This window comes from Streptomyces stelliscabiei (assembly GCF_014873495.1).
Lineage (GTDB): Bacteria > Actinomycetota > Actinomycetes > Streptomycetales > Streptomycetaceae > Streptomyces > Streptomyces bottropensis.
The window spans coordinates 479,216-492,141 of the sequence record NZ_JADBGF010000001.1 but is presented as its reverse complement, the minus strand read 5'-3'; the positions used below and the strand labels follow the sequence as shown (position 1 = coordinate 492,141).

Annotated in this window: 10 protein-coding genes; 6 read left to right on the top strand and 4 right to left on the bottom strand. The window is 71.3% G+C overall.

The window, feature by feature from the left end; translation table 11 throughout:
* Window positions 1-343 precede the first annotated feature (343 nt).
* Entirely contained in the window at window positions 344-781 is a 438-nt protein-coding gene (locus H4687_RS02095; protein WP_046913878.1) for an Lrp/AsnC family transcriptional regulator, read from the bottom strand.
* A 170-nt stretch (window positions 782-951) separates the two neighbouring features.
* On the opposite strand from H4687_RS02095, the gene H4687_RS02090 reads away from it, so the two are divergent.
* Window positions 952-2,226: an ArgE/DapE family deacylase gene (locus H4687_RS02090; protein WP_107082311.1), complete on the top strand. Its 1,275-nt coding sequence runs from the start codon at window positions 952-954 to the stop codon at window positions 2,224-2,226.
* 89 nt (window positions 2,227-2,315) lie between these two features.
* On the top strand, window positions 2,316-2,777 hold the full coding sequence (locus H4687_RS02085) for a hypothetical protein (protein WP_143685517.1): 462 nt from the start codon (window positions 2,316-2,318) through the stop codon (window positions 2,775-2,777).
* Between the two features lie 243 nt (window positions 2,778-3,020).
* Here H4687_RS02085 and H4687_RS02080 read toward each other — a convergent pair whose 3' ends face one another.
* Window positions 3,021-4,646 carry a PucR family transcriptional regulator gene (locus H4687_RS02080; protein ID WP_046913881.1) on the bottom strand — a complete coding sequence of 542 codons (1,626 nt, stop codon included), beginning with the start codon at window positions 4,644-4,646 and terminating at the stop codon, window positions 3,021-3,023.
* Window positions 4,647-4,907: 261 nt separating this feature from the next.
* On the opposite strand from H4687_RS02080, the gene H4687_RS02075 reads away from it, so the two are divergent.
* From H4687_RS02075 to H4687_RS02060, 4 genes are all read left to right on the top strand, one after another.
* Window positions 4,908-6,176 carry an aspartate aminotransferase family protein gene (locus H4687_RS02075; protein WP_046913882.1) on the top strand — a complete coding sequence of 423 codons (1,269 nt, stop codon included), beginning with the start codon at window positions 4,908-4,910 and terminating at the stop codon, window positions 6,174-6,176.
* Window positions 6,173-9,073, top strand: coding sequence for an FAD-binding and (Fe-S)-binding domain-containing protein (locus H4687_RS02070; RefSeq protein ID WP_046913886.1), 2,901 nt, complete (start codon window positions 6,173-6,175; stop codon window positions 9,071-9,073). The genes H4687_RS02075 and H4687_RS02070 overlap by 4 nt, the downstream gene beginning before the upstream one ends.
* A complete protein-coding gene (locus H4687_RS02065; RefSeq protein ID WP_046913883.1) occupies window positions 9,070-10,509 on the top strand; it encodes an NAD-dependent succinate-semialdehyde dehydrogenase in 1,440 nt (479 codons plus the stop codon). Before H4687_RS02070 ends, H4687_RS02065 begins: the two co-directional genes overlap by 4 nt.
* Window positions 10,510-10,714: 205 nt before the next feature.
* Window positions 10,715-11,068 carry a cupin domain-containing protein gene (locus tag H4687_RS02060; RefSeq protein ID WP_046913884.1) on the top strand — a complete coding sequence of 118 codons (354 nt, stop codon included), beginning with the start codon at window positions 10,715-10,717 and terminating at the stop codon, window positions 11,066-11,068.
* A gap of 27 nt (window positions 11,069-11,095) precedes the next feature.
* Here H4687_RS02060 and H4687_RS02055 read toward each other — a convergent pair whose 3' ends face one another.
* Window positions 11,096-11,839, bottom strand: a complete 744-nt coding sequence (locus H4687_RS02055) for an IclR family transcriptional regulator (protein ID WP_050398145.1) — start codon at window positions 11,837-11,839, stop codon at window positions 11,096-11,098.
* Between the two features lie 332 nt (window positions 11,840-12,171).
* Window positions 12,172-12,918 (bottom strand): IclR family transcriptional regulator, encoded by a 747-nt coding sequence (locus H4687_RS02050; RefSeq protein WP_097251178.1) that lies wholly within the window; start codon window positions 12,916-12,918, stop codon window positions 12,172-12,174.
* Window positions 12,919-12,926: the final 8 nt, after the last annotated feature.

Genomic DNA, 12,926 nt, shown 5'->3' with positions numbered 1-12,926 from the left:
CCCGCACCGGTGAGGGATGTGCGGTGACGGCCCGCCGCCGGGACCGGCGGTCCGGACGGACTCGGTCAGGCGAAGGGTGACGTCCGGGTCCGCCTGGTCCGTCACCGCGACAGCGTCTGACCCGTACGGGCCCCACCTCCTGGCCGAAGAAGTCGCAGGTCACCGCAGCCGCTCCATCGCAGTGCACCTCTGATGAGGCCAGTGGGCCAACCCCAGATTTGCTCAACCACTCCGCCGGCCATCCCCAGATCTGTGACTGAGCGTTTGAGCGGCCCCTTTTGGTGTCACCGTTGGCCGGTGCACGACGCGAGTCTCTGCATTCGCGGTGATCCCATGGTGTCGATCACACGCGAGGCCGGTTCAACAGCCGGGAGAGCACGATGGCGCTCTCGGTCCGTTCGATAGGAGCTGTGGCGCGCACGCGTTGGATGGCCTGTTCCAGGTGGGGGATGTCTCTGGCGAGCATGTGGACGACTGCGTCGGCGGCGCCAGAGACGGTGCACGCTTCGACGACCTCGGGGATGTTTTCGAGGGCTTGGCGTAGTTCGGCGGGGGTGGGATTGCCGGTGCAGTAGACCTCGACGAAAGCCTCGGTGTGCCAGGCCAACGCCTGGGGGTCGATGAGCGCGGTGTAACCGCGGATCGCGCCTGTGGCCTCCAGACGGTCGAGACGTCGCTTGGCGGCGGGCGCGGACAGCCCGGCCGCCTTCCCGATGTCGGCGTAGGTGGCACGTGCGTTGTGCAGCACGTAGCGGATGATCGCTTGATCGATGGCGTCCATGACCCCACTCCAGACGTCGGAACCTGTGACGCGACGCACGGATTCGCCACGCACACGCTGACATTGCAAGAAATCGACAGAGGGCAGCAGTAAATGGCGATTGCTTGCGTCAACCAGCCGAACATAGTCTCCGGCTTGTTCTGATGTCACGTGCCGGGAGCAGTGTTGAGATGACAGCAAGCCTGAGCGATGGGGAAGCCTCGGCACTGGCCGCGGTGGACGAGGCGGCCATCGGCCGGTTGCTGCTGGAACTTCTCGTTGTTCCGAGCGTGACGGGGAGCGGCGCGGAGTCCGAGATGCAGCATGTCCTGGCCCGGCACCTGGAGCGGATGGACCTCGATGTCGACCTGTGGTCCATGAACCTGCCCGAGCTACGTGCCCATCCCCAATTTCCCGGCAGCGAGGCCCCGCGCACGGAGGCGTGGGGCCTGGTGGGTGGTACGCGGCCCCAGGGCGACGGGTCGACCCTGGTCCTCCAGGGACACGTCGACGTCGTCCCTTCCGGGGACCTGGCGCGATGGGAGGGCGACCCCTTTCGCCCCCGGGTTACCGGGGACGTGGTGCACGCACGAGGAGCGTGCGACATGAAGGCGGGCGTGGTGGCGATACTCGCCGCCCTGGCCGCGATACGCCGAGCGGGCGTGAGGCTGCGCGGCCAGGTGTCCGCGCACTTCGTGGTCAGCGAGGAGGACGGCGGACTCGGAGCGTTCGGCACCCTCGAACGCGGCCACACCGGTGATGCCTGCATCATCACGGAACCGACCAGCGGCGCGCTCATGACCGCGAACGCCGGCGCCCTGACCTTCCGTCTCGCGGTACCCGGCCGTGCCACTCACGGCAGCACCCGGTACGCGGGCATGAGCGCCGTCGACGCCTACCTGCCCATCCACCGCGCGCTCGCCCGTCTCGAAGCCCGCCGCAACACCGGCGCCGACCCGCTGATGGCCGAATACCCCATTCCCTACCCGCTGTCCGTGGGCACCGTCCGGGCCGGCGACTGGGCCAGCAGCGTGCCCGACCTGCTGCTGGCCGAGGGAAGACTGGGTGTCCGGCTGGGCGAGGATCCGGTCCAGGCGCGCACCGAACTGGAGGTGTGCGTGGCCGAAGCCTGTGCGGCTGATCCGTGGCTGCGCGCGCACCCCGCCACGGTGACGTGGCCCGGAGGCCAGTTCGCCAGCGGACGGCTGCCCGCCGGACACCCGCTCGCAGCCCTGGTCGGCGACGCGCACGCCGACGTCACCGGCGGCTCACGACCGCCGGAGCGAGGCGCTCCCTACGGCAGCGACCTGCGGTTGTATTCGGGGGCGGGGATCCCCACCCTGCAGTACGGCCCCGGCGACGTACGCCTCGCGCACGGCCCGCAGGAACAGGTCCGAGTCAGCGAAATCGTCACCGTCACCCGGGCACTGGTGCTCGCCACGCTGCGTGCGGTCGGCGCCGAGTAGTACCGCCGAGCCCGTGCGCGCAGCCTCGGGGGGACGGGGGTGTGCGGGTGCGCGGGCCGCAAAGGCATCGCCTTGGGGACTTCGACGGCGTGCAGGCCACCTCGCTGAAGGCCGGATCGGTGTTCTGCGCGGGCGGCGGCATCGGTGTGACCCTGGGCGACAGCGGCGGCCAGCTCGGTCATCGGCGGCAGACCTGCTTCGGCGTGGTCAGCGGCGGCGCCAGGTCCGAGTATGGCTGCTTCTCGTTCGAACATGTGACCCTGACCACTCCTCGGCATCGTCCGCTGTGGGCCAGATTCGGCAGGGGTACGGCGCCCGCGGTGTGGTTGATCAGGACGTGTCGGCGGCGGCCGTCCGCCGCGTGCCGGGCGACGGCGTCGACATCGGCCGGCAGGCCCGGCAGGTACGGCTCGACGCCGATGCTTCGGCAGCCGTCCGACCGGGGCGCCGCAGGCGTATTCGTCGAGCCGGATGGAGAAATACCGGTCGTGCCCCTTGCCGAAGGGTGCCGGGTCAGTGCCGGGCTGTCGGTGAGCAGGCAGTGGGTGTAGGGACGGGCGTTTCGGCGCCCTCGGGGACTCGCTTCAGGCGGTGCGGTGCGAGCCGTCCGCCACGGAGGTCCGCAGGTCCGTACGCATCGGCCGGTGCTCCTCGTCGCGGATGCCCATGACAGACCATGGGCGGAAGGGACAGCGTCGATGCGCTCAAGAGGCCGCGCTCAACCGACACGCACACCCCCTTGCTGAGCTACGACGGTGCAGCGTCCCTGTCATCAGCCGGACCGGGCCGCTACGTCAGCCGGCCCGAGACACATCGAGTGCTGTGAGTGCCACGTGGAGCTCGGTGCGCTGGTCGCCCGCTTCGAGGTCACGGGCGAGGAGACGCTCGATGGTGCGCAGCCGTTGGTACATGGTTTCGCGGGAGAGGCCTCCCCGACGGGCGGCGGTCGTTTTGTTGCCGGCCGCGTCGAGGTAGTGGCGCAGGGTCGTCAACAGGTCGGTGCCGTGCTGGGTGTCGTGGTCGATCAGGCGCCGGAGCTGCCGTTCGGTGTACTCCTGGATCCGGGCGTCCTCACGGACGGCGTACAGCAGGCGGCGCAGACCGATGTCGGACAGCTCGTGGAAGGAGCGGTCCGACGGCAGAGGCTGACGGGGTGGCGTGGCCTCGGCGACGCGGGCCGCCTCGCGGAAGGAGCGGGCGGTCTCGGTGAGATCCGTGACCTCGGAGCCGACACTCACGACCGCCTCCGGGGCCAAGCTCAGTACCGAGCCGGACAGACGCTCGACGAGGGGGCGCCAGGTCCGGGAGGCGCGCAGAGCCAGCAGGATACCGAGGCGGTCGGGGGCCAGTTCGCCGACCAGGGCCGGCGCGCCCGCCATACTCAGCTCCCGCAGCAGAAGGGACTCGATCTCGGGCACCCCTTCCCCCGCACGCAGATCCACCAAGGTTGCGACGAAGTGGCCGCGATCGGCCGGCAGGCCCAGTGCGGAGCAGCGGGCGCGGGCGTCCCCCGCGGAGCGGTGGCGCTGCTCCACGAGGTCGCGCAGGGCGTTGCGGTGCGCGGTGCTTTCCCATGGAGTGGGGTGGATGAGGCGCGCGACGGTCAGGGCCATCGCGGTCCTCTCCAGCAGGGTGATCTCCTCCGGCCCGAACGCTGCGCCTTCGGTGCGCGCCGGGAGCATGGCCACACGACCCCAGCGCTCGCCCTGGTACTCGACGGAGGCGGTCAGCCAGCCCTCCGGAGCGCGTACCGCCGTGCTGTCGCCAGGCCCGGTGGCCCTGGAGCGCCGTTCCCAGTCGGCGAGTGCCTCCTCGACCGTGAGCCCGGACGGCTCGCAGATCAGGGCCTGGTGTACCAGGTTCTCCAGGACGACCGTGCGCCCACTCATCTCCGCCGCCGCTCGCACCACCTCCTCCGGCCCGGCACCGCGCAGAGTCAGGGTGGTGAATGCCTCGTGGATGCGCTGCGTGCGGCGCATCGCCTCCACCTGGTTGCCGAGCAGGAGCGCGTGCACGACCTGAGTGACCTCCAGGAAGTTGACGTCCTTGGCCAGAGCGACGAGGGGCAGGCCGCGACGGCGGCATGCGTCGACGAGAGGCTCCGGCGGGCGGTGATAGCGGCGTACGAGTTCGATGACCAGGGCCGCGGCGCCGACGTCGGCGAGTTCGTCGACATACCGGCGCACGCCGGCCGCGTCCTGCGGCAGGGGCATTCCGGTGGTGAGGACGAGTTCGCCGCCTCTGAGGAACGACGCGGGGTCGGTCAGCTCGGTGATGTGGACCCACCGGACCGGTCGGTCCATGTCCGCCATGCCGGTGACGACCTGGGGCAGTCCGGCGGCCAGGACGGGAAGCGCCAGGACATCGGCCACGGTGAGCGGACGGGCGGGCCCCTGGCCGGCCGGGTGGTTGTCGTTCACGGTCTCTCCATGAGGGTCCCTGCTCGAACTCGGCCCGGAGCCCGGGAGAGTGCCCGGCCACAGTGACAAGCGTCTCTGACCTGCGCAAGAGCGGTCCGTGAGTGATCGGTGCCCGGCGTGCCCACCGACGGGGCTGACACAACGTCCGGATGTCGCGTACCGGCCGGACAGATCGCGCGTTGGCGCACCCGCCGCCCGCGGGGATGCTCGGGAGACCGCAGCGGACCGCAGCAGACCGAACACCGAGGCCGGGAGACGAACATGACCGCACTGTCGCCGCACCTTCGCCAGGCTACGCCCGTGGTGGCGGCCCGGGGCGAGGGCGTCCACCTCTTCGACCAGGACGGCCGCCGCTACCTCGACTTCACCGCCGGCATCGGCGTCACCAGCACCGGCCACTGCCACCCCAAGGTCGTGGCGGCGGCCCAGGAGCAGGTGGGCTCGCTGATCCACGGCCAGTACACGACGGTCATGCACGAGCCGCTGCGCCGCCTGGTCGACAAGCTCGGCGAGGTGCTGCCGGCCGGCCTGGACAGCCTGTTCTTCACCAACTCCGGAAGCGAGGCGGTGGAGGCCGCGCTGCGCCTGGCCCGCCAGGCCACCGGGCGCCCGAACGTCATCGTCTGTCACGGCGGCTTCCACGGCCGCACGGTCGCCGCCGCCTCCATGACGACCTCCGGTACTCGTTTCCGCTCCGGTTTCTCCCCGCTGATGAGCGGCGTGGTCGTCACCCCCTTCCCGTCGGCCTATCGCTACGGCTGGGACGAGGAGACCGCGACCCGCTTCGCCCTGAACGAACTGGACTACACCCTTCAGACGATCTCCTCGCCCGCCGACACGGCCGCGATCATCGTCGAGCCGGTCCTCGGCGAGGGGGGCTATGTCCCCGCGAACCGCACCTTCATGGAGGGCCTGCGCGAGCGGGCGGACCGCCACGGCTTCCTTCTCGTGCTCGACGAGGTGCAGACCGGTGTCGGCCGTACCGGCCGCTTCTGGGGACACGACCACTTCGGCGTCACCCCGGACATCCTCGTCACCGCCAAGGGCCTGGCCAGCGGCTTCCCCCTGTCGGGCATCGCCGCCTCCGAGGAGCTGATGAGCAAGGCGTGGCCCGGCTCGCAGGGCGGGACGTACGGGGCGAACGCCGTCGCCTGCGCCGCGGCGTGCGCCACCCTCGACGTCGTACGCGACGAGAAGCTCGTCGAGAACGCCGAGGCCATGGGCAAGCGGCTGCGCCAGGGGCTGGAGGAGGTCGCCGACCGGACGCCCGGTATCGGCGACGTGCGCGGCCTCGGCCTCATGCTCGCCACCGAGTTCGTCACCGAGGACGGCAGCCCCGACGCCGAGACCGCCGCCCGCGTGCAGCGCGCCGCCGTCGACGAGGGCCTGCTCCTGCTGCAGTGCGGCGCCTGGAACCAGGTCGTACGCATGATCCCGGCACTCGTCATCGACGAGACCGCGGTGGACGACGGCCTGCGGGCGTGGGCGACCGCGGTCGAGGTCGGCACATCGGGAGCGGCACCGCGATGACGGATACCACCACGGCCCTGGAGCCGCTGGTCGCGCGGCTCGCCGAGACCGCTCCCGGCCTGCGGGTGGAGACCGGCCCAGGCTCCACCGGGCCCTACGCCTACGACGCCTCCAACTACCGGGTCCCGCCGAGGGCCGTGGTCTTTCCCCGCAGCGCCGACGACGTCGTCGCGGTGGTGCGGGCCTGCCGTGAGACAGGCATCCCGGTGACCGCACGCGGCGGCGGCACCAGCATGGCGGGCAACGCCGTCGGACCTGGCGTCGTGCTGGACCTCTCCCGGTACCTGAACCGGATTCTGGACATCGACGTCGAGGCGCGTAGCGCGCGCGTCGAGGCCGGAGTGATCCTGGACGCGCTACGGTCCGCGGCCGCCCTGCACGGGCTCACCTTCGGACCCGATCCCTCCTCGCACAGCCGCTGCACCATCGGCGGCATGATCGGCAACGACGCGTGCGGCAACCGATCCGTACGGCACGGGCGCACCAGCGGCCACATCGAGGCGCTGGAGATCGTGACGGCCGACGGCGTGCGGGCCGTCGCCGACCGCACCGGACTGCGGGCCGCCGACCCGGACGACACGGACGCCGTCCGGCGCGTCGCCGGTCTGGAAGCAGACGTGCGCCGCCTGATCGACGGCAACCTGGCGTCGATCCGCACCGAGCTGGGCCGGGTACCGCGCCAGGTCTCCGGCTACCAACTGCGCCACCTGCTGCCCGAACACGGCTTCGACATGGCCCGCGCACTGGTGGGCACCGAGGGCTCCTGTGCGGTCGTCACCGCGGCGACGGTCCGCCTGGTGGCGACCGCACAGGCTTCCACCCTGCTCACCCTCGGCTACGACGACGTGGTCGACGCCGCCGAGGACGTCCCCGAGATCCTGCGCTGGAACCCCACCGCCGTCGAGGGCATGGACGAGGCGATCGTCGCCACCATGCGCGCCCGGCGCGGTCCGGACTCCGTCACCGGCCTCCCCGAGGGACGTGCCTGGCTCTACGTCGAACTCGACGGCGACGACCAGGCGGCCGTCGACGCCCGCGCGGACGAACTGCTGGGCGTGCTCGGAGCACAGGGCCGGATGACCGGTGGGCGGGTCGTGCACAGCCCGGCCGAGCGGCGTTCGCTGTGGCGGGTCCGCGAGGACGGGGCAGGGCTCGCCGCCCGGCTCGTCGACGGCTCGGAGTCCTGGCCCGGCTGGGAGGATGCGGCCGTCGCGCCCGAGAACCTGGCCGCCTACCTGCGCGACTTCCGCAAGCTGCTGGCCGCGCACGGCCTGACCGGCGTGCTGTACGGCCACTTCGGCGCGGGCTGTGTCCACGTGCGCATCGACTTCGACCTCGCCACGGACACGGGGCGGGCCGCCACCCGCCGGTTCCTGACGGAGGCCGCGGCCCTGGTCGTCGAGCACGGCGGAAGTCTGTCGGGCGAGCACGGCGACGGGCGGGCCCGGGGCGAGCTGCTGGAGGTCATGTACAGCCACCGGATGATCCGGACGTTCGCCGCCTTCAAGGAGGTCTTCGACCCGGAGGGGTTGCTCAACCCCGGCGTCATCGTGGCCCCGGCTCCCCTCGACGCCGACCTGGCGCTGCACACCCCCTCGCTGCTGCCCGTCGAGAGCCTCTTCTCCTTCCCCCACGACGAGGACGGCTTCGCGGGAGCGGTACGCCGCTGTGTCGGTGTCGGCCGCTGCCGCAGCGACGCGGGCGGCGTGATGTGTCCCAGCTACCGGGCCACCGGGGAGGAGAACGACTCGACCCGGGGCCGGGCCCGTCTGCTCCAGGAGATGGTGCGGGGCGGAACCGTTCAGGACGGCTGGCGCTCCGCGGAGGTGCGGGACGCCCTCGATCTGTGCCTGTCCTGCAAGGCCTGCTCCAGCGACTGCCCGGTCGGCGTCGACATGGCCACGTACAAGGCGGAGTTCCTGCACCAGCACTACAAAGGCAGAGTCAGGCCCCGCTCCCACTACTCACTGGGCTGGCTCCCCCTGACGTCCAGGCTCGTCGGCTACGCGGCCCGCCCGGTGAACGCGCTGCTGCGCGGGCCCGTCGGGAGGCTGCTCGCGCGCCTCGGCGGCGTGACCACAAAACGCCGGATCCCCGCTTTCTCCTCCCGGCACGACATTCGCCGGGCCCTGCGCGCGGCAAGGACGGGTGAGCCGGCGAAGGCCTTGCTCTTCGTCGACAGCTTCACCCGCGCCTTCCGCCCCGACGTGGCCGGAGCGGCGAGCCGCGTACTGGCCGATGCCGGCCTGCCCTGCACGGCGGAGGACGACCTGTGCTGCGGCCTGACATGGGTGAGCACCGGACAGCTGTCCGTGGCGCGCCGCATCATGGCCCGTACGGTCACCCGCCTGGACAACGGCGACGACCGGCCCATCGTCGTGGCGGAGCCCAGCTGCGCCGCAGCGCTCAAGCGTGACGTGCCCGAACTCCTCGGTACCGACGCCGCCCGGCGCGTCGCGGCCCGCGTCCACACCCTCACCGGAGCCCTGACCGATCTCGCCGCACCCGGCTGGACGCCCCCCGAACTGCCGGACAACGTCGTGCTGCAGACCCACTGCCACGAGTACGCCACGTTCAAGGGCCGCCACCCCCGCGACCTGCTCGGCCGCCTCGGCGTAGGCAAGGTCGACGAGGCCGAGGGCTGCTGCGGGCTCGCCGGCAACTTCGGCTTCGAGGAACAGCACTACGACACCTCGATGGCCGTCGCCGACCTCGCTCTGAAGCCACGCCTCGACGACATCGACCCGCGGACACCGGCCGTCGTCGTGGCCGACGGATTCAGTTGCGCCACTCAGATCGACCACCTCGCCGGAGGCGGGGGCATCCGCGCCCTGCACCTCGCGGAACTGCTCGACCCCGCCGCCGACCGACCCGGACAACCAGGAGAGAACTCATGACCGACACACCCACGCAGTTGTTCATCGGTGGCGCCTGGGTGGACGCTGCGGACGGTGCCACCATGCCCGTCGAGGACCCCGCCACCGGCGAGACCCTCTGCCACGTCGCCGACGCCGGCGCCAAGGACGCGAAGCTCGCCGAGGAAGCGGCCGTGCAGGCGCAGGAGGAGTGGGCGCGTACGGCGCCCCGAGTGCGCAGCGAGATCCTGCGCCGCGCCTACGAGATCATCGTCGAGCGCACCGACGAGCTCGCCCACCTGATGACGGCCGAGATGGGCAAGCCGCTCGCCGAGGCCAGGGGAGAGGTGGCGTACGCGGCGGAGTTCTTCCGCTGGTTCTCCGAGGAGGCCGTGCGCATCGACGGCGGCCTCGCCACGCTGCCGGACGGCCGCAACCGCATGCTGCTCTCCCGCCGCCCGGTCGGCCCCTGCCTGCTGGTCACCCCGTGGAACTTCCCGCTGGCGATGGGCACCCGCAAGATCGGACCGGCGGTCGCCGCCGGCTGCACGATGGTGCTCAAGCCCGCCCCGCAGACCCCTCTGTCCAGCCTGGCTCTCGCCGCGATCCTCAAGGAGGCCGGGCTGCCGGACGGCGTGCTGAACGTCGTCACCACCTCCCGTGCGGGGGAGGTGTGCGAACCGCTCCTGCGCGGCGGGCGGATTCGCAAGCTGTCCTTCACCGGTTCCACGGCCGTGGGGCAGCTGCTCCTCGCCCAGAGCGCGGAGGCGGTTGTGCGGACCTCGATGGAGCTGGGCGGGAACGCGCCGTTCGTCGTCTTCGAGGACGCCGACCTGGACAAGGCCGTGGACGGCGCGATGGTCGCCAAGATGCGCAACATGGGCGAGGCGTGCACGGCCGCCAACCGCTTCTTCGTGCACCGCTCGGTGGCGGAGGAGTTCGGACGGCGGCTGGCCGAGCGGATGGCCGCGCTGGTCGTCGGTCCGGGCACCCGGGAGGGCGTCGACGTCGGTCCGCTGATCGACAGGAGGGGGCGCGGCAAGGTGGAGGAGCTGGTCGCCGACGCGGTGGAGCGCGGGGCGCGGGTGCTCGCCGGAGGCCGTACGCCCGAAGGCCCCGGCAGCTTCTACCCGCCGACCGTGCTGGCCGACGTCGATCCCGGCAGCCGCCTGATGGACACGGAGATCTTCGGCCCGGTCGCCGCGATCCTGACCTTCGACGACGAGGACGAGGTGATCCGCCGTGCCAACGACACCCCCTGGGGCCTGGTGGGCTATGTCTTCACCGAGGGCCTCGATCGTGCCCTGCGGGTGAGTGAGCGGCTGGAGGTGGGCATGGTGGGCGTGAACACGGGTCTCGTCTCCAACCCCGCCGCACCGTTCGGCGGCGTCAAGCAGTCGGGGCTGGGCCGCGAGGGCGGCCGGGTGGGGATCGACGAGTTCCTGGAGTACCAGTACCTCGCGGTGCCCGTGAGCTGACGGCGGTCATGCCCTGGCCACGCCGCATCACGCACTGTGGCGGGCCGCACTCGTGCCCGGTTTCCACACCGCCGGGCGCGGGGGCAGGCCATCCCCTCTCCTCGACGACGGCCTCGCCAGCCAGCGCTTCCATCAGAGCCCCTGCGGGCCGATGGAACGACCGAGGCCGCGGCCACCAGTTCTCGAGTTCCAGGCAAGGAAGAACATGTCGCTCCTGAAGACCATCGACGCCCATCCCTCCTTCGCGCCGCACCGGTCCGGCCCGCTTCCGGAACGTCTGGTTTCCGGCGACCCCACATTCATGACCTGGCCGCAGGACGTCGCCCGCGGGGAGATGATCCATACGGGGGTCTGGGAAGCGACGCCCGGCGAGACGCGCTCGGTCAAGGGCGAGACCTTCGAGTTCTGCCACATCCTCGCCGGCATCGCCGAACTCACACCGGAAGGCGGCGAGCCGGTGGTCTACAAGGCGGGGGACAGCTTTGTCATGAAGCCGGGCTTCGTCGGTGTCTGGAAGACCGTCGAAACCGTGCGCAAGATCTACGTGATCGTGAAGTGAGGGAACCCGGCCGGAGCCGGGCCGTCGTCAGGCCAGATGCCGGGCGGTGATCTCCGCCGCCGTCTCGGCGACCAGCCGACCCAGCTCGGGCAGCCGGCCGGGCTCGAAGCGGGAGTCGGGCAGGGAGGCGGCCACGGCGGCCAGCGGTGTGTCCTCACTGTCGAACACGGGTGCCGCGATCGCGCAGACCCCCTGGAGGTACTGGTTGTGGTTGACGGCGTAGCCGCGCTCCCGCACGCGGTGGAGCTCTGCCCGCAGTTGACCCGGCTCGGTGATGGTCTCCTCGCCGTAGCCCTCCAACGTCCCCCCGGTGACCTCTGCTATCTCGGACTTCCCCAGATGGGCGAGGACGGCGTTCCCGGCGGCGGTGGCGTGCAGGGGCGAGGTGTCGCCGATGGCGTGGAAGGTGCGTACGGCGTGGTCGGAGTCGACGCGGTCGACGACGACCATGCATTGCAGGGCGTCGGGTACCGACAGGTGGATGGTCTCGTTGAGTGTGTCCCGTAGGCGGACCATGGGTTCGCGGGCTGCGGCGAAGAGGCTGGAGCCCTGGAGGGCGGCGGGTCGTACGGCCAGGACGCGGGCGCCGATCTCCCAGCGGGTGGTGTCCTTGCGGTTGGCGCGCAGCCAGCCGGCTTCGGCCAGGGTGACCAGGGTGCGCTGCACGGTGGACTTCGGCAGCCCGAAGAGCTTCGTCAACTCTCCCACGGTCACGGGCTGATGCTGGGCGACCGCCTCCAGGACGCGCAGCGACCTGGTGACGCTCTTCATTTCCATCCTGTTTCCCCTTCAGGCCTGTGGATTCCTGTTTCTCGCCCGGTGACTCCAGCAAGGAGTCACGTCAAGTCGTGCCGGATAATAGCATAGCGTTCCACAATATGGCACGATCGGTGAGGTGTGAAGGAGGATCCCGATTCCCCGCGGCAATGGACAGTGGTGGGTCACTGGCCGTCCCTGCCGTGCCGCGTGGTGCGGCCGCCCTGCGTCCGGCCTTCCCCCGGCCGGGCGCGGGGCGGTGGCTGCCGTGACACAAGGCTGAGGGCCGGCTCGCACGCTGGTGTGCCCGGCCCTCGACGGATGGCCTGCGGGGTGTTGTCCGCCGTTCAGGCGCCCAGGCGGCGCTGTGAGATCTCCGCGGCCGTGTCGGCGACGAGGCGACCCCACTTGGGGGTGCGTTCGCCGTCGAACCGGGCCTCGGGCATGGAGGCGGCCACGGCTGCCAGCGGAGTCCCGTCCTCGTCGAGTACGGCGGCGGCGACGGCGCAGACGCCCGGCTGGTACTGGTTGCGGTTGACCGCGTAGCCGTCGGTGCGGATCCGGTCCAGCTCGGCGCGCAGTTCGTCGGGCTCGACGGGAGTCGTGTCGCTGAATCGCTCCAGCCCGGCACTGATGAGCTCGTCGACATCCCGGCGCGGAAGGTGGGCGAGGATGGCGCGTCCGACGGCGGTGGCGTGCAGGGGCGAGGTGTCACCGATCGTATGGAAGGTGCGTACGGCGTGGTCGGAGTCGACGCGGTCGACGACGACCATGCATTGCAGGGCGTCGGGTACCGACAGGTGGATGGTCTCGTTGAGTGTGTCCCGTAGGCGGACCATGGGTTCGCGGGCTGCGGCGAAGAGGCTGGAGCCCTGGAGGGCGGCGGGTCGTACGGCCAGGACGCGGGCGCCGATCTCCCAGCGGGTGGTGTCCTTGCGGTTGGCGCGCAGCCAGCCGGCTTCGGCCAGGGTGACCAGGGTGCGCTGCACGGTGGACTTCGGCAGCCCGAAGAGCTTCGTCAACTCTCCCACGGTCACGGGCTGATGCTGGGCGACCGCCTCCAGGACGCGCAGCGACCTGGTGACGCTCTTCATTTCCATCC

Excerpts from the sequence above, each read along its gene's own strand:
- H4687_RS02075 (WP_046913882.1), top strand. The coding sequence starts at position 4,908 with ATGACCGCACTGTCGCCGCACCTTCGCCAGGCTACGCCCGTGGTGGCG.
- H4687_RS02095 (WP_046913878.1), bottom strand. The coding sequence starts at position 781 with ATGGACGCCATCGATCAAGCGATCATCCGCTACGTGCTGCACAACGCA.
- H4687_RS02055 (WP_050398145.1), bottom strand. The coding sequence starts at position 11,839 with ATGAAGAGCGTCACCAGGTCGCTGCGCGTCCTGGAGGCGGTCGCCCAG.
- H4687_RS02070 (WP_046913886.1), top strand. The coding sequence starts at position 6,173 with ATGACGGATACCACCACGGCCCTGGAGCCGCTGGTCGCGCGGCTCGCC.
- H4687_RS02090 (WP_107082311.1), top strand. The coding sequence starts at position 952 with ATGACAGCAAGCCTGAGCGATGGGGAAGCCTCGGCACTGGCCGCGGTG.
- H4687_RS02050 (WP_097251178.1), bottom strand. The coding sequence starts at position 12,918 with ATGAAGAGCGTCACCAGGTCGCTGCGCGTCCTGGAGGCGGTCGCCCAG.
- H4687_RS02060 (WP_046913884.1), top strand. The coding sequence starts at position 10,715 with ATGTCGCTCCTGAAGACCATCGACGCCCATCCCTCCTTCGCGCCGCAC.
- H4687_RS02065 (WP_046913883.1), top strand. The coding sequence starts at position 9,070 with ATGACCGACACACCCACGCAGTTGTTCATCGGTGGCGCCTGGGTGGAC.